Genomic DNA, 18966 nt, shown 5'->3' with positions numbered 1-18966 from the left:
GGTCGGGAAACAGCGGGGAACAGCGGTCGCTGACAGACAACGCTCACGTGAATAGCCCCTGACCGAGTTTCCTGGTCAGGGGCCATTCACCTGCGGTGGGTGTGGGATTTGAACCCACGGTGACATCGCTGCCACGACGGTTTTCAAGACCGTGTGCGGCTTGACTCACCCATTGAGACTCCACCGACCTTGATGTCCGTCGGGTAGGTGCTTCCGGTCGTGTCACCTGGATGGGTACGCGTGAGTCGCGGAGTCGTGCGATGCACATGAGGCTGACCTGGGAATCGGTTATCTCACATGACACATGGTCAGTGAACCGTCCCCTTGGCCTCACAGGAGCACAGTGTGCGTCACTTCAAGCATGTCAGTCTGAGCACGGCCGCCGGATTGGCTGCCCTCCTTCTCTGCTCTCACCCAGCGTCGGCGGCAGCGAGCAGTTCTGGGGGGAAGGAGGAGGTCTTCGAGCTGGTCGCGAAGCAGACTCAGGGCAGCGGTTTCATCGATGTGGACGGGTCGTCCGGTCCCAGTCAAGGGGACGAAATCGTCACCACTGGAGACCTTTTCGTCGGCGCCACCGCAGTCGGCAGCTACGGCCAGGTTTGCACGCTGACCCGGACCGCCCCTGATGATGAGTTCGACTTGCAGTGTGTGGGCTCCTTTGCCCTCGCTCCTGGGCAGATCACCGTGCAAGGACGGTTTACCGTCACCAGCGCTGGTCCGGGCGACATCAACTTGGCGATCACCGGAGGCACGGGGAGCTACCGCACAGCCCACGGCTTCATCCACTCTGTCTACGTCAGTGACACGGAGACGCAGCTCACCGTCCACCTCATCCGCTGACAGGGCAGAAGAGGGCAAGACGCAGGCAACCGCATCCGACCGGCATCGGCCCCCGGTACCCCGCCTGGCCAGTCGAGCGGACCTCAGCGACCGCCCCGCCGGTAGTTCGCATCGAGGGGCAGCTGACATCCACAGTTGACTGTGAGGATGTCGATGTTGCCGCCCGAGGGGTCTGACCCTCCATCTGACCGACGCAAGCTGTCCTGTTGATGATTTGTCGGCCGCCTCGGGTGGTGCCGCAGTGCGCGTGGCCGGTCGGGCGTTTGTGACCTCATAGGAGCCCGGCCAAAGGTCCCATCACAGTCTTGTCCTCCCGCCCGACCGGCGCGCGCCATCCCCTCATGCGTCGCACGGAAGGACAGCCCAACCAGCATGGCAGACGAGATAGCGGTGATCGGCGGCGTCGACACCCATACCGACTTCCACCAGGCAGCAGTGATCGACTCCATCGGTCGGCACCTGGCCACCGAGGCCTTTCCCACTACTCCGGACGGCTATCGCCGACTCCTGGACTGGCTGCGCTCGCACGGGGAGGTCATCGCCGTCGGTGTCGAGGGCACGGGGGCCTACGGCGCCGAACTCGCCCGGTCCCTGCGGGCGAACCAGGTCACCGTGATCGAGGTGGACCGGCCCGACCGACGGACCCGCAGGGCGAACGGCAAGTCCGACCCTGTCGACGCCTTCGCCGCCGCGACAGCCGTACTCTCCGGCCGGGCCGGCGGGGCGCCCAAGGCCCGCAACGGCATCGTGGAAGCCATCCGCACCCTGCGCGTGGTCCGCCGCTCGGCCGTCAAAGACCGCACCCAGACCATCAACCAGATCCGCACCCTCATCATCACCGCGCCGGGCGAGGTCCGCGAGAGGCTGCGAGCACTGGCCCCCGCCGAGCTGATCAAGCACCTGGCCCGCTCCCGGCCCGGCGCGAAGACCAGCGATCCGGCCTGCGCGGTCAAGGTGGCCCTGCGGCGTCTTGCCCGCCGATACCAGTACCTCACCGCGGAGATCAGCGATGCCGATGCCGAGCTGAAGGCACTGATGACCGAAGCCGCACCCGAGCTGGTCGCGTTACCCGGTGTGGGTGTCGAGACCGCCGCGCAGCTCCTGATCACCGCGGGTGATAACCCCGAACGACTCACCTCGGAGGCGTCGTTCGCCCATCTGTGCGCGGTGGCACCCGTCCCGGCCAGCTCGGGCCGCACCAACAGGCACCGCCTCAACCGCGGCGGCGACCGCCGAGCCAACCACGCACTCCACATGATCGCGCTGGTCCGCATGCGCTACGACAAGCGGACCCAGGACTACGTCGCCCGCCGCACCGCCGAAGGCATGTCCAAGAAGGACATCCTGCGCTGCCTCAAACGCTTCATCGCCCGCGAGGTCTACAAGTACCTCACCCGCCCACACACCACACGGAAGCCGCTCTTGCATACCGCTTGACGGTCTATAGGAGCTTCTGTGAGGACGGCGAACAGCAGCAACATCGAGCGGCCGTCAGTAGCGCCGCTGCCCGTGATGCGGCCCATTGCGACGGCGGTTCGGGCGAACTTACAAAGCAGATGTCGGCGGTTCGAAACCGTCCGCGCCCACCAGTGCACAGCACGACGAAGGCCCAGGTCACCGGCAGCAAACCGGGAGCCTGGGCCTTGTTCGTTCCTCGGCCGCGGGGGCAGGGAAGAGGCGTCGTACCAGTTACGTGCCAGAAGCCTGGCCGGACTCAGCTGGTCGGACCTTCATGATCTGCTCGTCGACCCTGAGCGGCGATCGCGTGGTCCCGTCCGTTTACCAAGTGCTGGTAGATCAGCGCGGCCCGAACCGGGGCGGCGGAAGCCGAATGACCCTGCTGCTCGGTCGGCAGCCGTAGTCGATGGACAGCGCGCCCAAGGTCCGCCATGCTGCCGTGGCGATCACGCGCCGACGGTGGCTGCATTCTGTGAAGGGTGGGTATTGGTGGAGCAATTGCAGGTCGAGGCTGTGCCGCCGGAGCGCATCCGTTACCGGTGTACGCGTCTCCAATGCGTACTGCCTGTTCTGCTTCTTCTTGTCGTCGTCGGGGGCACGACGGTCGTGGATTGGATGACCTTGAATCGCACCGGGGCTGAGATAGCAGAGTCGTTGGGTACGTGGGCCGCCTTGCCGCTCGTGCTGCTGATCCTCGGGCAGTACTTCGGCGTCACTCTCACGGAGTCGGCGGCCATCGTGCACAGCCTCCGCCGCCGGACCATCCAGTGGTCGAACGTCCAGGCCATCCGAATCGAACACTTCCAGGGGGCCCAAGTCGTTGTGATCTACGAAGCGGGTGGCCGTCGTACTCGCCTTCGGGCACCGATCACCGGGTTCCTCTGCTGGGATCGCGAGTTCGACGAGAAGTTCCGCACCATCGGCAGGTGGTGGCTGGACCACCGCGGCCCGGAGTGGACGCCTGTCCTGCTTCCGGGGGAGCAGTGGAGCGGCCCACCGGTTCCCGACGGGAACACTTTCGCCTCTCCCATGTAGTCAGCGGCTGGTTCACGCACCCTCGGCCGGTGGAGCGCCTGATGGCCGGCGCTGGTGGTTCTGGCTGGAGCTACGGATCAGAAGTGCCCCGTGCCACTACCGCGCCAGATCGGGCGGGGACTCAAGGGGAACTGCGGCTGCTGGCGGAGGCCACAGCCAGCTGACGCCGAAGTCGGTATCCCGCAGGTCAGGCCACAACTCGCCCCACCTCGCTCCTAAAGCGGTGATACTCAACCGCCCGCCGTACGCCAGTGCAGCCACCAGTGCGCCGCCGGCTTCGGAGGATGCAATCCACTACCGGCAGCAGGCAGGTCATCGGAGGCCATGGGCTGCCGCAAGGTGGGGCTTCTGTGCGAGCAAGGTCTCCAAACGGCTGTCGGGCCACAACTCTATGTATGGAGCGGAGCCGCTCTCGTTGTGTTGTTCCGCCCAGGCGACTGCGTCGGCGGTGAAGCGTCCGGAGGTCGCCATGACGAGTCCGCGCACAACGGGCGGCTCCCACAACTTTACGGCTGCGACGGTCGCCGCTAGAGCGGCCACATCCACCGATCGCTTCAACCAGTGCTTGGCTTGGACGATGACCCGCTCGCTTCGCACACCACCAGTGCCATCTCTGATAACACGGTCGAGAGAGAGGTCACGTCCGCGATCAGGTGCGCGCGTGTGCATCAACCACTGGACATTCTCATGTTCGGAGAAGTCGCGGAGGAGGTCGTATAGAAGTCTCTCGAACTTGTCATCATCCAAACGGTCCCAGGGTAGAGCAATCGTAGCTACGCCCGTTAGGCTTCCGGCTGCTGCGCTTCCAAGGTCGAGGTCCGGCACAGGGAGCGGATCGGAATCGGACAAGGCACCGCTGTCGATATCGGGCTGGATACTGGGCCAATCGAACTCCGCGATATCGTGCCAGTCGTGCCCCTCTCCGAAGGAGATGTGTCGGTGAAGGTCGCCCCAGCGCCCCTTCCTTTCCGCAGTATCACCCAGCAGCCTCTCAATCTCGCTGACCGCGGAGGTGACGATGCTGACCGAAGGATTAACGAGCCGTTCGCGAGATGCGCGTGGAACATCTTGAAGAATGCTCGGCAGAGCTATTTCCACCTGCGCCTGAAGTTGTTGCAATCGCCCTGCGACTGCTCTTCGCCGGGCCCGATGTAGACGATACCGGTAGTCGGCAAGGTCTTTGGCTGGCTTCTCGCCGGCTTCCCAAACATCTACCGGCAGCTCGCCAATATCGGCATAGTCGATAAAGCTCTGACCCATTTCATCAATGTCGGGTAGCTGGTCGGTAATTGTCCAACCATCAATCAGTGGAAGACCCGGGAGAAGGTCGGCCCAGGCTCGGCGGTGATCATCGTATTCGGGGTTGGATCCCCGCGCAGGGCTATCGGGGATGAAGGCCGACGCGCGCACCCAGACGGCTTCTAGCTTGGCCAAATTGGCGGCAGCACGGTCCATGACGCTCAGCAGCGCTTCGAGGTCCACGCTTCAGACTGGCACAGGTCTCCACATCAGGGGGTGCAGAGCCGCGAACAGGGGCCACGTACGGCGCAGCCGACGCTCCGGGCCCAACAGCCCAAGGGGCGGCTACTCGTCTAAAGCAGTACTACACGCCCGCAAGAACCTGCTCACTGCCCGCGACGCCTCGTTTCTCGCTTCGACGACCTTCGCATCCGACCACTCCCGGGTCTTGGCCACCTGCCGATATTCAGCCACCAGAGACATCACAGGACGGGCGGCGTCATAGACGGCCTCCGGGCCCTCGATGCTCAACGGACCGATCGCGACCACAAGGTCATGCTGTGAGGCACGGGCCACGGATCTCTCCTCGGCTCGGTCATCCAACGGCGCGTACAGCATTCGACTAATGTCCCGCACCGCCAGCAGAGCGGCCGTGGAGTACGCCGCATACACGTCTCGTCGAGCCGTGCGGCGCTGGGCTCTCCGCTCTTCCTCCCGGTCCGACTCCGCCTGCCTCGCGGTGTGCTCCAGCGTGTTCCGGGTGTTCCGCGCAGAGATCCACGCCGCAATGACCGCCCCAGCGAGCGTCGTGAACGCGGTGATGGCCGTGACGGCGATGAGTACGGCGGGAGAGACACCACTACGCATTGGGGCCCTTTCATCTCGGGTGGGCGCCCAGTGTCCGCTGCCGGTGTTGGTGGGCGGGGGCGACTTGAGGAATCCCAGAGCATCTCGGCTGGACATGGGCTCCGGGCTGTTTGCTGCCGAGATGGCTCGCCTGCGTTGGGCTGGCCACCTCCTCATGCTCGCCAAGAACGGCGTTCCCGATGGGAGCCATCTGCACCTGGAGGAGAGCAACGGGCTGGCAGGCGGGTCCGTTGGGTTGGTTCTGGAACGAAGTGAAGAGGAAGGATTGTATGTCGAATACGTGTCGAAGCAAGCCGGGTCAGCGGTTCCTTTGGCGTGATCGTGCAGGTCACACAGGCTGGCTGACTTGAGCATCCAGGCGCCTTCTAAGCACATCGCTGGTAGCGACTGGCAGCGATCAACCACCAGGCTCCATGACAGCTCGAACGAACAGCCGTTGCAGTACAACAGCGAAGTACAGCAACCAGCTCGACGCATCCGAGCGGCATCGGCCTCAGGCCCCCGGCTGAGCAGTCAAGCAGACCTGAGCGACCGCCCTGCCGGTAGTTCGCATCGACGTGCTCCCTGCAAACCTCATCAGCGGCCGGCGCATCCTCAGGAATAGAAGCCAACCCAGTACTCGGCATGACTGCACGCGAAGTCATCCGGACGCTCTACCCGCAGCACCTCGTACCGGGCAGCAAAAACGTCCAGGGCCTCATGGAGCGAGCAGCCGAGGTGCTCACGGAGCGTCTTGAGGCCGCGGATGATCTGCTTGGCGAGGATCTGGTCGTCGGCCACGTCGACTGCGGCACCATCGGTCATGGTGGTGATCGAAGCCGATCACCACCTCGTCTGCAACAAGGTTTGCTGCCGTGGACTACTCGACAGGAGGCCAGCCCGATCCGCTGACAACTCAGCGCCGTTCACGGCCGTTCAGTCCGGACCCCGGGCCCAGCGCGACGCGAAGCCCGGCCGCCCATGAACGCAGGTGAACGCCCCTGCACACCGCCCAGCGCCCCACCAACAGACTTGGAAAGTGTGCGTGCCAGCGGTCATGTCAGTGGACAGCTGTAGCGTCCGCCCATGGCAATCAGACCTTCCGCGACGTGGCGGGACGAGGTGGCGCAGAACGCTGACGCCGCAGAGCTTTACGCCCCGTTGATGCTGGAGGCGACCGACGCCGCCCTGGCCGCGTTCGAAGATGAGGCTCGTTCTCTCGGCGAAGCATCGGACGAGCGCATACTCGCGGCTGTCGAGCAAGTGGTGGAACAGCTCAACACCATCGATGGCGAGCACGGTGCGTTCTGCACCATCGAACGCGAGGACCTGTGCGAGTACATAGACCAGGTTGTCACCGAGCAGGGCATCGACGTCTCAGGTCTCCTCGCCCGCCAGGATATGGAGGAGCTCACCGAGCGGTGGCGCGACTGGTAAGCCTGTCCGCGACGTGCCAGAAGCGTGCCAGATAGAGCAGGTATCAGCGGTCAACCACGGTCACAGCGCCACCCCCCACGCACCCCGCCATCCTCAGCTGTCGCAGGTCAGAAGACATTCCAACGCCAAGCAGCCCGTGATTCCCAAGCTCAAAGCGCGGGTTCGATTCCCGTCACCCGCTCCATATCCATATGAAACGCCCCAGGCCAATAGCCCGGGGCTTCCTTGTTGTCTAAACCGCTCAGCGCTGTGCACCAGACGCAACGGCGCGTCAGCTGCCGCTCCGGCAGGAACGCCAGTGCCACCGGGTCAGGCTGCTCCCTATTTTCCGTCCTGCGGCGGTGCTGCCGCTGGCGGTGCTTCAGTGGTGTAGAGGGCCACGTCAGACAGTGCGAAAACCTCCCCCTTCTCAACCAGGACCTTCAGCTCTCCGTTGTCCTTCCTCAAGCCGATCACTCTGCGGTGATCTTGCCCTTTCCTAGCCACACGCAGAGCATCGGGATAGGCAGCGTGCTGCTACCTTCACCGCCACCTGGTCACTCGATGTGGCAAACGCATCCCAGGCCGAACACCGGTGCACGCGACCAGCGTGCTGCAGTCCTCATCGAGAAGAGCACGAAGACCCACGATCCGTCGGCAGTCCTGATCTGGCCCAGTCGAACCGGTCTGCCGTGTAGGTCGAGGCGCTGCACGGACCGCGCCAAGCCGGAGGTCTCGATGACCCTCCGAAGCGTGTGACGGAGTCGGTGCCCGTAGACCGTCGCGAGCGACTCCGGCCGTAAGGGCTTTGCGTAGTGTGCGTACCCGTACGGCGCAGACTGGCATGCGGTGGACTTGCGAGGATGGTCGACTGGACGGGCGCAGCAAGCCTTTCCGTGAAGGAGTGCGCTATGGCAGTCCTAGTCATTTTCGAAGTCCCCGGTATGACCAAAGCCACCTACGAGCACGGCTCGGACAAGTTGACCGGCGGCCGCGGCCCCGTCAGGAGTCCGGCGGACTGGCCCGTACCCGGCCTCATCTCGCACACTGCCGCGCCTACTCCCAATGGCTGGATTGCCATCGACATCTGGGAGTCCGAGGAAGCATTTCAGCAGTTCGGCCAGATCATCATGCCGATTCTCCAAGAGATCGGCGCCCCGGACGTACAGCCCCAGATCTACCCGGTGTTCAACCACGTGAGCGCCTGATCCTTTCCCACGTTCCGCTGCCTCGACCCTCCTGACCGAAAGGGACATGCCCAACCGGAGGGCGGCGTGGCTCTCTCGACGTGCGAAGTGAATTCCGCTACAGCAATTCCGATCCGGACTGCGAGGGCAGATGCGGGCCAGTCAGGTCCGCAAGACGGGGACAGGCACGGCAGCGTGCCGACCACACGCCAGTCAGCCAGTGGAGTTCGGACCATGACCACACCGCCCTCCTCGATTTCATCCCCACCTTCATGGGCCCATTGCGGGCACGGCGCAGGCCCCGCGAACAACCAAATCGGCTGCCCGGGCGTGCACCTCCCCGGTCATGCCGCATGCCTGACCCATGTGTCTGAGAACGACCGACGCGCATACCTGGCTTCCCTGGCTCCCGGGGCTGACATCGACCATCGCGGCACCCGCTTTACCGAACCTCTCCTCCACGCTCTACTCCAAGCCCTCCTCGATCCTGTCACCGGGCAGCCGAGCATTGGCATTGCAGCGTTCGACGAGGCCACCTTCACCGGGACTGCCAGGTTCGACAAGGTGACGCTCGGCCAGGCCAAGTTCCGCCTGGCGACGTTCACCGGGCATGCCGGGTTCGGCGGGGCGACGTTGGCCGGCATCGCGGGCTTCGGAGAGGCGACGTTTAGCAGCACTGCCTTCTTCGGCGGGGCCACGTTCGGCGGTGACGCCTGGTTCGGCGGCGCGGCTTTCGGCGGTCATGCCTGGTTCGGTGATGCGACGTTCACAGGCAACTCTGGGTTCGGCGAGGCGATGTTCAGAGGCACTGCCGGGTTCGGCAGGGCCATGTTCACCGGTGCGGCCGGGTTCACCAGGACGCTCTTCACCGGGCATGCCGGGTTCGGCGAGGCCACATTCACCGGCCCAGCCGAGTTCGGCGAAGCGCGGTTTGCCGGCGACGCCGGGTTCGCGAGGACGACTTTCACCGGACATGCCTGGTTCGGCGGTGCGACAGTCGCTGGCACCGCCACGTTCGCCGGGGCGATCTTCACAACAGTTCAGCTGTTTGGTCCGCTCGTGTGCGGAGAGACGGTTGATGTGTCCGGCACGCTGTTCGAGGCGCCAGTGACCATGGAGGTCGCGGCCCGGAGGTTGAGCTGCGCGCGGACACGATGGCAGTCGACAGCAACCCTGCGGCTGCGCTACGCGACCGTTGACCTCACTGACGCGGTGCTGTCGTCCCCGGTTGCCGTTACGGCCCTCCCGGCTCCGTTTTCCACCGCAGCCGGTACAGCGTCAGACGAGGGTATGCTGCGCGCCCATGACCCCGGCGTGCGGGTGGCGTCCCTGCGAGGCGTGGACGCCGCGTATTTGGTCCTGACTGGTACCGATCTGTCGACCTGCCTCTTTGTCGGCGCCTTCCACCTCGATCAGCTCCGTCTGGAAGGCCGTTGCGCCTTCGCCTGCGCTCCGAGCGGTATCCACTGGCGTCACAAGATCTGGCCGTACCGGTGGGCCCACCGACGTACCCTGGCCGAGGAGCATCACTGGCGCGCGCTGGCAGCCGACAACCCGGCCCCGCCGCATGGTTGGCAGATCGGTCCAAACCATCACGATCCTGGTCTCGCCCCAGGATTGGACGATGTGGCGGCGACCTACCGGCAGCTGCGCAAGGCATTCGAGGATGGCAAGAACGAGCCCGGTGCAGCGGATTTCTACTACGGCGAGATGGAGATGCGCCGCCATGATCGAGCTGGGATCCCCGCCGGGGAACGAGGCCTGCTGTGGGCATACTGGCTGATCTCCGGCTACGGTCTGCGCGCTTCCCGTGCCCTGGCCTGTCTAGGGGCCGCCATGGCCGTCACTGTACTGACACTCGTCCTGTGGGGACTACCCACAAATGTCCCCAAGTCTCACAGTGTCGGCAGTCTCACTGGCACCACCATCGCCCTGACCACCGAGAGCCCCGATCCCGTACTCACCAGCTCCATGCGCCAGCGCTTGACTGCCCAGCGGGTAGAGAGCGCTACCCGCGTCGTCGTGAACTCTGTGGTCTTCCGTTCCGCGGGCCAGAACCTCACCACCACAGGCACCTTCATCGAGATGGCCTCCCGGATCCTCGAACCAGTCCTTCTTGCCCTCGCTGTTCTCGCGGTCCGGAGCCGCGTCAAGCGCTAGTGTCTCGTGATCCCATTTGCGTTACTTCGCATAGTTGCTGACGAGTTTCTTCACCGTAGGTCTGGACGAGGCGGACCTTTGCGAGCATCTCGTCCGCGGTCGCGGTCCAGGTGAAGAGTTTTGAGTTCTCGTTCCAGGAGCTGATGTAGTCACGGATCCCCGACACCGTCACCGCCCGGAACAATCTCGCCAACTCCTACGACGTCGCTTCAACAGCGGTACAGCAACCAAATACAGCAACCCCAACAACCGACACCGACCTTCCGCCCTCCTCAGCCCCTCCCACGCAACCGCTATTGCCCCTACCGACTGATCCCTATAGAACTGCGGATCAGCAGGCCGACGTGCCCGAACCGTGCCCGATAGGGCGAGGAATCACGGTCAATGAGGGTTAGTGACACAGGCTTCCGGGTTTGCTTCAAGCGGCCGTTGCACCTGGCCAGAGGCACAATCGAGCCGTCGAGGCTCGGCGATTGCCAAGCTCAGGACGTGGACCACAGCGCCGGCCAGCCGCGCTGAAGAGAGAGACGCTCCACACGGTCGGACAAGTTGTCCGGTACCTCCACGCCCATGCGGCGAGCAGTTTCGATGCGGTGCCTCACATGCCCGAGAATGTTGTCCAACCCCTCGTCGCTACGCATGGCGAAGTCGTCGAGCGTCTGCTTCATGAGCCGGTTTCGGTCTGCGTCGGAATAAGGCACCCCATCGAAATTACACGCCTAGTACTCCAGCTGTAGATCATGATCTTGCTCGGCTGGGCGGGTGCGGGCTGTCGGACGGCTCTGAAGATTTCAGTACCGCAAGTTTCATTTCGGTGGAGTTTTCAGTGGCTGCTGGACGAGCACACCGCGGTACGCAGGCCCGGAATGGGCTGGGACCTCCATGACTACCGGCATTCGAGCCTGTCTCATCTCGGCGAAGCGGGAGCGAGTCTGCCGACGCTGATGACCCAGTCACGGCACAAGAAGCCGGGAGCTCCGCCACTACTTCAAGCCCCCTCACAAAGCGATCGCTGAGATCACCAGCCTGCTCGCACCCGGCGACAGAGGGCGCCGACCGGGACGGACGTCAAGCGGCCCCGGCCTCCTGGCCCAGGTGCGGCCGGGCTACTTGCTGCCCGGACTCGACTCATCGGTGAATTCGGCGAGGCGGGCCAGGGCCTCCTCGATCCTGTGGGTGTCGCCCGTGATGAGGAAGTCTTGAGTAAGCCCGGAGAGGGCCGCGGAGATCAGGGTGGCATCGATGCGTGCGGCCCGGGCTCCCCGGCCGTATGCCATGAGCTGGTGAGCGATGAAGTCGATCCAGTCCTCGATCATGCGCGGGTGATGGCCGCTGATGCGTCGACTCGACAGCAGCCCGAAGATCTCGTAGTTGAGGCGGAGGAGCGGGAGTGCCTCCGGCCTGGTCTGCCAGTGCCAGAACGCGAGGATCCCCGCGCCCGGCGAGCCCGGCGGCGCCTGGGACGCCCACTTCTGCAGCGCCTCGCGGTCCTGTTGGTCGAGGTGGTCGAGGACGGCGGCGAGCAGGCCGCTCTTGTCTTTGAAGTGGTAGGTGAGCACGTAGGTGCTCTGCCCCAGGGCCTTGGCCAGCGGGCGCAAGGAGAGGCCGGCGATGCCGTGCTCGGTCAGGTGGGCGACGACGGCGTCAAGGAGTTCCGTACGGCGGTTGTCAGGGGCCTGGGGCATCGGGGTCTTCTCTCTTCGGTTGCTCGGCTACCCATCATAGATTACAGTCGTCATCCATAACGACTGTTATCAATTACGACTGTCATTCACCTCAGGAGATTCCCATGGCCCCCTCTTCGCCCCTGCGTGCATTCCTCCGCCGGAACCGGCGGGCCGCCATCGCCGTACCGACGGCTCTGACCGCTCTCGTCGCCGGTCCCTGGGCGGCGACGGCAGCGCTCAGCCTTCCGTCCCCCCTCTCCCTCATCCGTCTGTCGGACACCCCGCCCTCGCAGCAAGGCGCCCTCTTCCCGGCCCGTACAGTGCCCGCGTCCACCAAACCGGTACCGCTGCAGCAAGCCCTGCGGGCCCTGCCGGCCACCGTGGCGTGGAAGGACGGGCGCAAGAACACCCGGCAATTCCTGAAAGACACCCACACCAACGCCTTCCTGGTCCTGCGCGACGGTCAGCTGATCCACGAGTGGTACCGCGACGGCGTCGGCGCCCAGACCCGTCACGCCTCCTGGTCCACTGCAAAGTCCGTGGTCTCCCTGCTGGTCGGACAGTCCATCGCCGAAGGACACCTGCGCGAGGACGACCTTCTGGTGGACTTGCTGCCCGAACTCAAAAAGGGCGACGCCTACGACCGCATTACCGTGCGGCACCTGCTGGACATGAGCAGCGGCATCGACGTGAGCGAGGACTACAGCCGCATACCTCTGTCCGGCACCCCGCGGATGTACCTCACCACCGACCTGCCGAACTTCATCAAGGACAACCGCACCCTGCGCTTCACCCCGGGCAGCACGAGCGACTACCGCAGCGTGGACACCCAGCTCCTGGGCCAGATCCTGCACCGTGTGGAGGGCAAATCCGTGGCGGCGCTACTCCAGGAGCGCATCTGGCAGCCGATGGGCGCCGAAGCCGATGCCACCTGGAACCTGGACAGTGAGGGAGGCATGGAGAAGTCCTTCTGCTGCCTGAACGCCACCGCCCGTGACTTCGCCAAGATAGGACAGCTCGTCCTTGACAACGGCCGGGCCGGCGACCGCCAGATCGTCCCCCAGGCCTGGGTCGACCGCCTGAGCACCCCCGTGGCGACCATGGCCGACGGATGGGGCTACTCCGCTCAGTGGTGGCATCCCAGCGGCGCCACGGGCGACTTCAGCGCGGTAGGCATCTACGGCCAGTACATCTACGTCAATCCGGCCAAGCGCACCGTGATCGTGAAACTCAGCGACCACGGCACAGAGCAAGACGAGCAGGAAACCATCGACGCCATGCGGGACCTCTCCCAGAACCTGCATCACTGAAAAAGAGATGGTGGCCGCGGGCCACAGCGTGGATCCCGCCCATTGGCGGGGTGAGTTCGAGGCCATCATGGGCCGGATCGCGGGCCGCTTCGCACGGGTTGAACCCGGCGCCGGGCCGGGCGGCTGGTGCTCGGTCTGCTGTCAATGCCGGTCTCCAGGCATCGCCCTCCATCGCCGGTAATGCGGTGGTCCAGGCAGGTCATCGGCACGGTCCCCCCGACAGCTCCCGTGTTTCCCAAGCTGATGGCTGCCATCGCTCTGGGTCTCGGAACGAATCGGCCGTGGCGGATGCCGACCGCCGGCCGGGTGTGTCAGTGCCGGGAGCTACAGTCCGGGCATGCTGCTGTCACGCCCCGTCGCGGAAGCCGAAGGCCCGTACGACGCCGGATATCTCCCCCGGTTGCAGATGTCGTTCCAACCCGCCGAGGAGCCCATCACCCAGCCCGTCGCCAAACTGGGCGGTGACCCGGCGTAGGACCGTAATCGCCCGGCAGCCCGCCGAACAGGCTCCGCCCCGAACCGCGCCTCCAACTCCCCCGGACGTCGTCCGGGAGACCCACGAGGCCGGATTCGGGGCGGAGCCCCCCGTCAGGCGGAGGTCCGGTTCGAGGCGTCAGCACTCTCCCCCAGCACACCCGCCAGGAAGCCCGCGATCTCGCTCACCGTCGGGTAGTTCCACAGCAGCGTCGCCGGCAGCGCCACGCCCAGGTCCCGTTCCAGCGCGACCCGTACCGCCGTCGCCAGCAGCGAGTCGACGCCCGCCTCGGTGAGCGGGCGGTGGACGCCGACCGCCGCCGGCTGGACGCCGAGGACGACGGCGACCCGCTGGCGTACGTCGTCGAGCAGATACGCGGCCAGTTCGTCCCCGGTGAGGCCGACCCAGTCGGGTACCTCGGCCGGCTGGGACGTGTCGTCCTGGGCCAGTTCCGCCAGCAGGGCGGGCCGCGGGCCGGTGTGGCCGCGCAGCAGGCTCAGGACGGTGACCAGGCCGCTCGGCGCGCGGCCGACGGTCTGGTCGAAGGCGCGCAGCGCCTGGTCGGGGGCGATGTCCGCGGTGCCGCGGGCGGCCAGTTCGGCGTCGGTGGCCGAGGCCGCCGTCGCCATGCCCATTCCGCGCCAGCTGGTCCAGGCGATGCTCACCGTCTCCTCGTGACCGGCGGCCCGCCGGTGGGCGGCCAGTGCGTCGAGGAAGGCGTTGGCCGCCGCGTACGCGCCCTGGCCGGGCAGACCGAGCAGCGGTCCGCACGAGGAGAACAGGACGAAGAAGTCCGTCGACCCGGGCGGGAACAGCTCGTGGAGCACCATCGCGCCGTCGACCTTGGGCCGCATGACGTCCCGCAGATGCCCGGCGTCCAGCCGGTGCAGGAGCGCGCTGTGCACGGTGCCCGCCGCGTGGACCACGCCCCGGATCGGCGGCAGTTGGAGCGCGTCGAGCGCCGCCCGGGTGGCGCCGAGGTCGGTGATGTCGGCGGCCACGGTGGTGACGGTGACCCCTGCGGCCTCCAGTCGGCGCAGCGCGGCGACCCGGGGGTCGTCGTCGGACCACTGTGTCCGCGGGGGCACCGCGGTGCGGCCGAGGAGCACGATGCGGCGGGCGCCGCGCCGGGCGAGGTGCTCGGCGAGCACCAGGCCGAGCACTCCGAGACCGCCGGTGATCAGATACGTTCCGTCGGCCCGGCAGGTGAACGGCTCGCCGTCCTCGGCGAGTTCGGCCGGTACGAGCCGGGGCACCCGCACCTCGCCGTCGGTGACGGCGAGCACCGGCTCGGCCGGGCGCAGGTGCAGCAGGCTCAGCAGCAGCCCGGCGGGCAGTTCCTCCAGCGGCCCGGCCGGCAGGTCGACCACGCCGCCCCAGAATTCGGGGTGTTCGCTCGCGGCGACCCGGCCCATGCCCCACAGCGGGGCGTGGTTGAGCTCGTCGGCCGATGCGGCCTCACGTACTCCCGTGGTCAGGCACCACAGCGTGGGCTTGCGGCCCGGCAGCGCGGCGATGGCGCCGACGAGTTCGGCGAAGGCCACCGCGACATCGGCGGCCGGTATCGCGTGCGGCGCGAACAGCACATGGTCGGCGTCGTCCAGGTCGGCCCGGTCGACGCTGACCGTCGCACCGTGCTCGGCGCATGCGGGAACGAGCGCGCGGGCCAGGTCGTCAGGGCCGAGCACCAGCACGGTGCGGTCGGGGAGGGCGGTGTGCGCGCCGGTGTCCACCGGGAAGGGCTGCCAGTCCAGTTCGAAGCGGCCGCTGGTGCTCTGCTCCTCTCCGGACAGGTCGCCTTCGAGCTCGCTGTAGCGCAGCCCGCGCAGGGTGAGGACGGACTCGTCGCCGTCGGCCTCGCCGCGGATGTCGACGTGCACGGTCGTGGGGTGCTCCTCGTCGAGCCTGACCGAGATCGTCGCGGTCCGCGGCGGCTGCCCGGTCCGGGTCACCTGGTCCACGTACGAAGGCATCCGCAGCACGCCGGGGCCGGGGAAGATGACCGAGGCCATCGAGAGGGCGGCGTCGAGGACGGCGGCCCAGCTGCGGTCCAGTTCGGCGCTCGCGGTGGCGGTCAAGGTGCCCTCGCCGCGGCGCAGTTCCTCGATCCGCCAGGGGTATCCCATGTCGGCGACGCCCAGTTCGGCGAGCCGCTCGATGACATAGCCCGGGTCGAGGGTCTCGGGGGTCTGTCCGATGGGTACGGGCTCGGGCGCCGCTCCCCCGCCGACGGTGGCGAGTGTGTGGGTGGACCAGGCCGAGTCGGGTGCGCCGAGCCGGCGGGAGACCAGGGTCAGAGCGGTGTCGTCGCGGACGATCTGCAGTTCCCGCGTCTCCTGCTCGGGAACCACGACCGGCTGCCGCAGCCGCAGATCGGTGAGCACGTCGGTACGGCCCGCGGTGAGGAAGGTGTTGACCAGCACGGCGGCCGGGACGATCTCCGTGTTCAGTACGGGGTGGCGGCGCGGGTAGGGCCGGGTGCGCAGGTCGAGTGTGGTCTGCCAGACCCGCAGCCGGGAGCCGTGCACCCCGGTCTCGGTGCCGAGCAGCGTGTCGACCGGCGACTCGCTGCGGTCGCGTGCGTCGACCCAGTGCCGGGCGTGCTGCCAGGCGGTGGTGGGCAGGTCGGTGCGGTTCCCGATGGGCTGCAGGACCGACCAGTCGACCGGGACGCCCTGGCAGTGCAGTGCGGCGAGCGAGGTGAGCAGGGTGGTCCGCTCCGGGCGGTGGCGGCGAAGGCTGGGTGTGACCAGGGTGTCTCCGGCGCCCGAGACGGTCTCGTTGATCGAGTGGCCGACGACGGGGTGCGCGGAGATCTCCAGGAAGAGCCGGTGGCCGTCCTCGAACGCCGCCTCGACCGCCTGCTGGAAGCGCACCGGATTACGCAGATTGAGCGCCCAGTAGCCGGCGTCCTGGCGTCGCGTCGACCTGGGGTCGTCGAGCGCGGTGAGGTAGAGCGGCACCTGCGCGGGCCCTGCCTGGAGATCGGCGACGGCGGCGGCGAGGTCGGCGCTGATCGTGTCCATGTGCGCGCTGTGGAAGGCGACGTCGGAGTCGACCCTGCGTACGGTCCAGCCCAGTTCGGCCCATTGCTCGGCGGCTTCGTCGACGGCCGGTATGTCTCCGGCGACGACGGTGGACGAGGGGGCGGCGGCGATTGCGGCGCAGAGGGTGTCGGTGGCGCCGATGGCGTCCTGTACCTCGTCGAAGGGCCGGTCGACCATGATCATCGCACCTCGGCCCGCCACCTTGCGCAGCAGTCCCGAGCGGCGGCAGACCAGCCGCGCGCCGTCCTGTTCGGACAGCACTCCCGCGACGACCGCCGCGGCGATCTCGCCGACGGAGTGCCCGATCACCGCGCCGGGCGTGACGCCGTAGCGGCGCCAGACCTCGGCGAGGCCGATCTGCATGGCGAACAGCATCGACTGGATGATGTCGACCGAGCCGAGGTCACCGCTGCTGAGCACCTCGCGCGGGGTGACTCCGAGTTCCTCGGAGTAGATGGGGCCGAGCCGGTCGATGGCCGCGGCGAACACCGGCTCCTGGGCGAGCAGGTCCTGGCCCATGCCCGACCACTGTGCGCCGTGTCCGGAGAACACCCAGACCGGCGAGCGCGGCGGTCCGGACGTCTCGCCGGTGACGACGGTGGGAAGGACCGCTCCCTCGGCCAAGGCGCCGAGACCGTCGGCGAGTTCGGCCCGGTCAGCCGCGACCACGACGGCGCGGGCGGACAGGTGCGCCCTGTGGTGCGCGAGGGTGTGCCCGACATCGGGGAGCGCGTGCGCGTGCAGCGCCTCGCCCAGCCGGGCGGCCTGTGCGGCGAGCCCGGGCGCCGTCGCCGATGACAGTGGGTAGACGGTGAGCCCTGTGGGGTCCGCCGGCTCGGCCTTCTCGGTCTCATCGGTGAGAAGTGCCTCATCGGTGACCGGGGCCTGCTCCAGTACCGCGTGCGCGATGGTGCCGCCGTACCCGTAACTGGCGACTCCTGCGAGCCGCGGCCGGCCGGAGTCGGGCCACGGCGTGGCCTCACTGACCAGGCTGAGCCCGGAATCCGCCCACGGGATGTCCTTGCGGGGACCGTCCACGGTCAGGGTCGGCGGGATGATCCCGTGCTGCATGGCGAGCGCCGTCTTGATCAGCCCGGCGATGCCCGCCGCCGCCTCGCAGTGCCCGATGTTCGTCTTCACCGAGCCGATGAGGCACGGACGTTGTCCCGCGGCGCGGGCGCCGACGACTTCGGCGAGCGCGGCGGCCTCGATCGGGTCGCCGACCTTGGTGCCGGTGCCGTGCGCCTCGACGTAGTCGACCTCGGACGGCGCGACGCCCGCCGACTCGTACGCCTTGCGCAGCAGATGCGCCTGCGCCGAGGAGCTGGGCGCCATGATGCCGTCGGTGCGGCCGTCCTGGTGCACGGCGCTGCCGCGGACCAGGGCGATGATCCGGTCGCCGTCGCGCCGGGCGTCGGCGAGCCGCTTGAGTACGACGATGCCGCAGCCCTCGCCGCGGCCGTAGCCGTTGGCGGCCTCGTCGAAGGCCTTGGACCGGCCGTCGGGCGAGATGGCGCCGGCGATGTCGAGCACGGTGGTCAGCCCCGGGCCGGCCATCAGCATGATGCCGCCCGCGAGTGCGACCGGTACCTCACCGCGCTGGAGGCTGGCGCACGCCTGGTGCAGTGCGACCAGCGAGGACGAGCAGGCGGTGTCCACGGCGACGCTCGGACCGCGCAGATCGAGGGTGTACGAGATCCGGTTGGGCACACCGCACAGCGAGGAGCCGATTCCGGTCCAGGCCTCGACTCCCGGCAGGTCTTCGAGGAGACGGCGGCCGTAGTCGTCGGTGCCGACGCCGACGAACACGCCGGTGTCGCTGCCCGCGAGGGTGGAGGCGGGGATGCCCGCGTGCTCCAGTGCCTCCCAGGCCACCTCCAGCGCCATGCGCTGCTGCGGGTCGAGCTGGCGGGCCTCGGTGGCCGAGATGCCGAAGAAGGAGGCGTCGAATCCGCTGATGTCGCCCAGGAAAGCGCCGTTGGAGGTCACCCGCGACAGGACGGCGGCGTTCTCGCGCGACTGGGCGCGCTGCGGCGCCCAGCGGTCCTCGGGAATCGGGCCGGACGCGTCGACCGCGCCCATCAGCAACTCCCACAGCGCTTGTGGCGAGTTGGCGCCACCGGGGAAGCGGCAGCCGATGCCGACGATGGCGATCCGGTCTTCGGGGGTCGGCGGCAGGGGGGACAACTCACTCACCATGGGGGTCACCGCTTACGGGTCGGGCATCGTCCACAGCGGACGACGACGGGACAAGAAGAAGTCGGCCGGAATCGGCGGAACACGCTC

The 18966-nt window shown here is 67.2% G+C and carries 15 protein-coding genes, 1 tRNA gene and 2 pseudogenes; 11 read left to right on the top strand and 7 right to left on the bottom strand.

Features of this window, described 5'->3' with window-relative positions; all coding sequences use genetic code 11:
- Nucleotides 1–93: 93 nt before the first annotated feature.
- Nucleotides 94–185: transfer RNA gene (locus tag OG905_RS28500), tRNA-Ser, on the bottom strand.
- 160 nt (nucleotides 186–345) lie between these two features.
- On the opposite strand from OG905_RS28500, the gene OG905_RS28495 reads away from it, so the two are divergent.
- The 3 genes from OG905_RS28495 (at nucleotide 346) to OG905_RS28485 (ending at nucleotide 3333) form a co-directional block, all read left to right on the top strand.
- On the top strand, nucleotides 346–840 hold the full coding sequence (locus OG905_RS28495; protein ID WP_328678351.1) for an allene oxide cyclase barrel-like domain-containing protein: 495 nt from the start codon (nucleotides 346–348) through the stop codon (nucleotides 838–840).
- A gap of 372 nt (nucleotides 841–1212) precedes the next feature.
- A complete protein-coding gene (locus tag OG905_RS28490; RefSeq protein ID WP_328678350.1) occupies nucleotides 1213–2277 on the top strand; it encodes an IS110 family transposase in 1065 nt (354 codons plus the stop codon).
- A 693-nt stretch (nucleotides 2278–2970) separates the two neighbouring features.
- Nucleotides 2971–3333, top strand: coding sequence for a hypothetical protein (locus OG905_RS28485; protein ID WP_328678348.1), 363 nt, complete (start codon nucleotides 2971–2973; stop codon nucleotides 3331–3333).
- A gap of 312 nt (nucleotides 3334–3645) precedes the next feature.
- Here the strand turns inward: OG905_RS28485 and OG905_RS28480 are convergent, their stop codons facing one another.
- Both OG905_RS28480 and OG905_RS28475 read right to left on the bottom strand, forming a co-directional pair.
- The gene (locus OG905_RS28480; RefSeq protein ID WP_328678346.1) at nucleotides 3646–4815 is read right to left on the bottom strand and encodes a restriction endonuclease; all 1170 of its coding nucleotides are present in this window, start codon (nucleotides 4813–4815) and stop codon (nucleotides 3646–3648) included.
- A 102-nt stretch (nucleotides 4816–4917) separates the two neighbouring features.
- Complete coding sequence (locus tag OG905_RS28475) at nucleotides 4918–5439, bottom strand: hypothetical protein (protein ID WP_328678344.1); 522 nt, start codon at nucleotides 5437–5439, stop codon at nucleotides 4918–4920.
- Between OG905_RS28475 and OG905_RS39225 the strand changes: the two genes are divergently transcribed.
- Nucleotides 5360–5758, top strand: a complete 399-nt coding sequence (locus OG905_RS39225) for an Imm32 family immunity protein (protein WP_443044090.1) — start codon at nucleotides 5360–5362, stop codon at nucleotides 5756–5758. The genes OG905_RS28475 and OG905_RS39225 overlap by 80 nt on opposite strands.
- 275 nt (nucleotides 5759–6033) lie before the next feature.
- On the opposite strand, the gene OG905_RS28470 is transcribed toward OG905_RS39225, so the two are convergent.
- A complete protein-coding gene (locus tag OG905_RS28470; RefSeq protein WP_328678342.1) occupies nucleotides 6034–6243 on the bottom strand; it encodes a hypothetical protein in 210 nt (69 codons plus the stop codon).
- Between the two features lie 261 nt (nucleotides 6244–6504).
- Between OG905_RS28470 and OG905_RS28465 the strand changes: the two genes are divergently transcribed.
- The 3 genes from OG905_RS28465 to OG905_RS28455 all read left to right on the top strand — a co-directional run bounded on the left by OG905_RS28465 (nucleotide 6505) and on the right by OG905_RS28455 (nucleotide 10181).
- Nucleotides 6505–6855: a hypothetical protein gene (locus tag OG905_RS28465; protein ID WP_328678340.1), complete on the top strand. Its 351-nt coding sequence runs from the start codon at nucleotides 6505–6507 to the stop codon at nucleotides 6853–6855.
- A gap of 890 nt (nucleotides 6856–7745) precedes the next feature.
- On the top strand, nucleotides 7746–8042 hold the full coding sequence (locus tag OG905_RS28460; protein WP_328678338.1) for a hypothetical protein: 297 nt from the start codon (nucleotides 7746–7748) through the stop codon (nucleotides 8040–8042).
- Nucleotides 8043–8255: 213 nt separating this feature from the next.
- A complete protein-coding gene (locus OG905_RS28455; protein WP_328678336.1) occupies nucleotides 8256–10181 on the top strand; it encodes a pentapeptide repeat-containing protein in 1926 nt (641 codons plus the stop codon).
- Nucleotides 10182–10663: 482 nt separating this feature from the next.
- Here OG905_RS28455 and OG905_RS28450 read toward each other — a convergent pair whose 3' ends face one another.
- A complete protein-coding gene (locus OG905_RS28450; RefSeq protein ID WP_328678334.1) occupies nucleotides 10664–10849 on the bottom strand; it encodes a hypothetical protein in 186 nt (61 codons plus the stop codon).
- 162 nt (nucleotides 10850–11011) lie between these two features.
- Between OG905_RS28450 and OG905_RS28445 the strand changes: the two are divergent.
- Nucleotides 11012–11234 (top strand): annotated as a pseudogene (locus tag OG905_RS28445) (site-specific integrase); the annotation flags it as partial.
- 53 nt (nucleotides 11235–11287) lie between these two features.
- Here the strand turns inward: OG905_RS28445 and OG905_RS28440 are convergent.
- Nucleotides 11288–11866: a TetR/AcrR family transcriptional regulator gene (locus OG905_RS28440; RefSeq protein WP_328678333.1), complete on the bottom strand. Its 579-nt coding sequence runs from the start codon at nucleotides 11864–11866 to the stop codon at nucleotides 11288–11290.
- A gap of 104 nt (nucleotides 11867–11970) precedes the next feature.
- Between OG905_RS28440 and OG905_RS28435 the strand changes: the two genes are divergently transcribed.
- The 3 genes and pseudogenes from OG905_RS28435 (at nucleotide 11971) to OG905_RS28430 (ending at nucleotide 13633) form a co-directional block, all read left to right on the top strand.
- The gene (locus OG905_RS28435; protein WP_328678331.1) at nucleotides 11971–13158 is read left to right on the top strand and encodes a serine hydrolase domain-containing protein; all 1188 of its coding nucleotides are present in this window, start codon (nucleotides 11971–11973) and stop codon (nucleotides 13156–13158) included.
- Between the two features lie 10 nt (nucleotides 13159–13168).
- Nucleotides 13169–13302 (top strand): annotated as a pseudogene (locus tag OG905_RS39220) (IS701 family transposase); the annotation flags it as partial.
- A 193-nt stretch (nucleotides 13303–13495) separates the two neighbouring features.
- Nucleotides 13496–13633 carry a hypothetical protein gene (locus tag OG905_RS28430; protein ID WP_328678329.1) on the top strand — a complete coding sequence of 46 codons (138 nt, stop codon included), beginning with the start codon at nucleotides 13496–13498 and terminating at the stop codon, nucleotides 13631–13633.
- 113 nt (nucleotides 13634–13746) lie between these two features.
- On the opposite strand, the gene OG905_RS28425 is transcribed toward OG905_RS28430, so the two are convergent.
- A complete protein-coding gene (locus OG905_RS28425; RefSeq protein ID WP_328678327.1) occupies nucleotides 13747–18879 on the bottom strand; it encodes a type I polyketide synthase in 5133 nt (1710 codons plus the stop codon).
- Nucleotides 18880–18966 lie beyond the last annotated feature (87 nt).

Source organism: Streptomyces sp. NBC_00322 (assembly GCF_036147535.1).
In the GTDB taxonomy this organism is placed as follows: domain Bacteria; phylum Actinomycetota; class Actinomycetes; order Streptomycetales; family Streptomycetaceae; genus Streptomyces.
Note: the sequence above shows the minus strand (reverse complement) of the source record. Positions and strands in the feature narration are given on the sequence as shown.

What these genes read in the sequence shown, in the direction of transcription:
- OG905_RS28425 (WP_328678327.1), bottom strand. Translation starts at nt 18,879, where the DNA reads ATGGTGAGTGAGTTGTCCCCCCTGCCGCCGACCCCCGAAGACCGGATC.
- OG905_RS28430 (WP_328678329.1), top strand. Translation starts at nt 13,496, where the DNA reads ATGCTGCTGTCACGCCCCGTCGCGGAAGCCGAAGGCCCGTACGACGCC.
- OG905_RS39225 (WP_443044090.1), top strand. Translation starts at nt 5,360, where the DNA reads ATGACCGCCCCAGCGAGCGTCGTGAACGCGGTGATGGCCGTGACGGCG.
- OG905_RS28465 (WP_328678340.1), top strand. Translation starts at nt 6,505, where the DNA reads ATGGCAATCAGACCTTCCGCGACGTGGCGGGACGAGGTGGCGCAGAAC.
- OG905_RS28475 (WP_328678344.1), bottom strand. Translation starts at nt 5,439, where the DNA reads ATGCGTAGTGGTGTCTCTCCCGCCGTACTCATCGCCGTCACGGCCATC.
- OG905_RS28455 (WP_328678336.1), top strand. Translation starts at nt 8,256, where the DNA reads ATGACCACACCGCCCTCCTCGATTTCATCCCCACCTTCATGGGCCCAT.
- OG905_RS28440 (WP_328678333.1), bottom strand. Translation starts at nt 11,866, where the DNA reads ATGCCCCAGGCCCCTGACAACCGCCGTACGGAACTCCTTGACGCCGTC.
- OG905_RS28450 (WP_328678334.1), bottom strand. Translation starts at nt 10,849, where the DNA reads ATGAAGCAGACGCTCGACGACTTCGCCATGCGTAGCGACGAGGGGTTG.
- OG905_RS28435 (WP_328678331.1), top strand. Translation starts at nt 11,971, where the DNA reads ATGGCCCCCTCTTCGCCCCTGCGTGCATTCCTCCGCCGGAACCGGCGG.
- OG905_RS28490 (WP_328678350.1), top strand. Translation starts at nt 1,213, where the DNA reads ATGGCAGACGAGATAGCGGTGATCGGCGGCGTCGACACCCATACCGAC.
- OG905_RS28470 (WP_328678342.1), bottom strand. Translation starts at nt 6,243, where the DNA reads ATGACCGATGGTGCCGCAGTCGACGTGGCCGACGACCAGATCCTCGCC.
- OG905_RS28460 (WP_328678338.1), top strand. Translation starts at nt 7,746, where the DNA reads ATGGCAGTCCTAGTCATTTTCGAAGTCCCCGGTATGACCAAAGCCACC.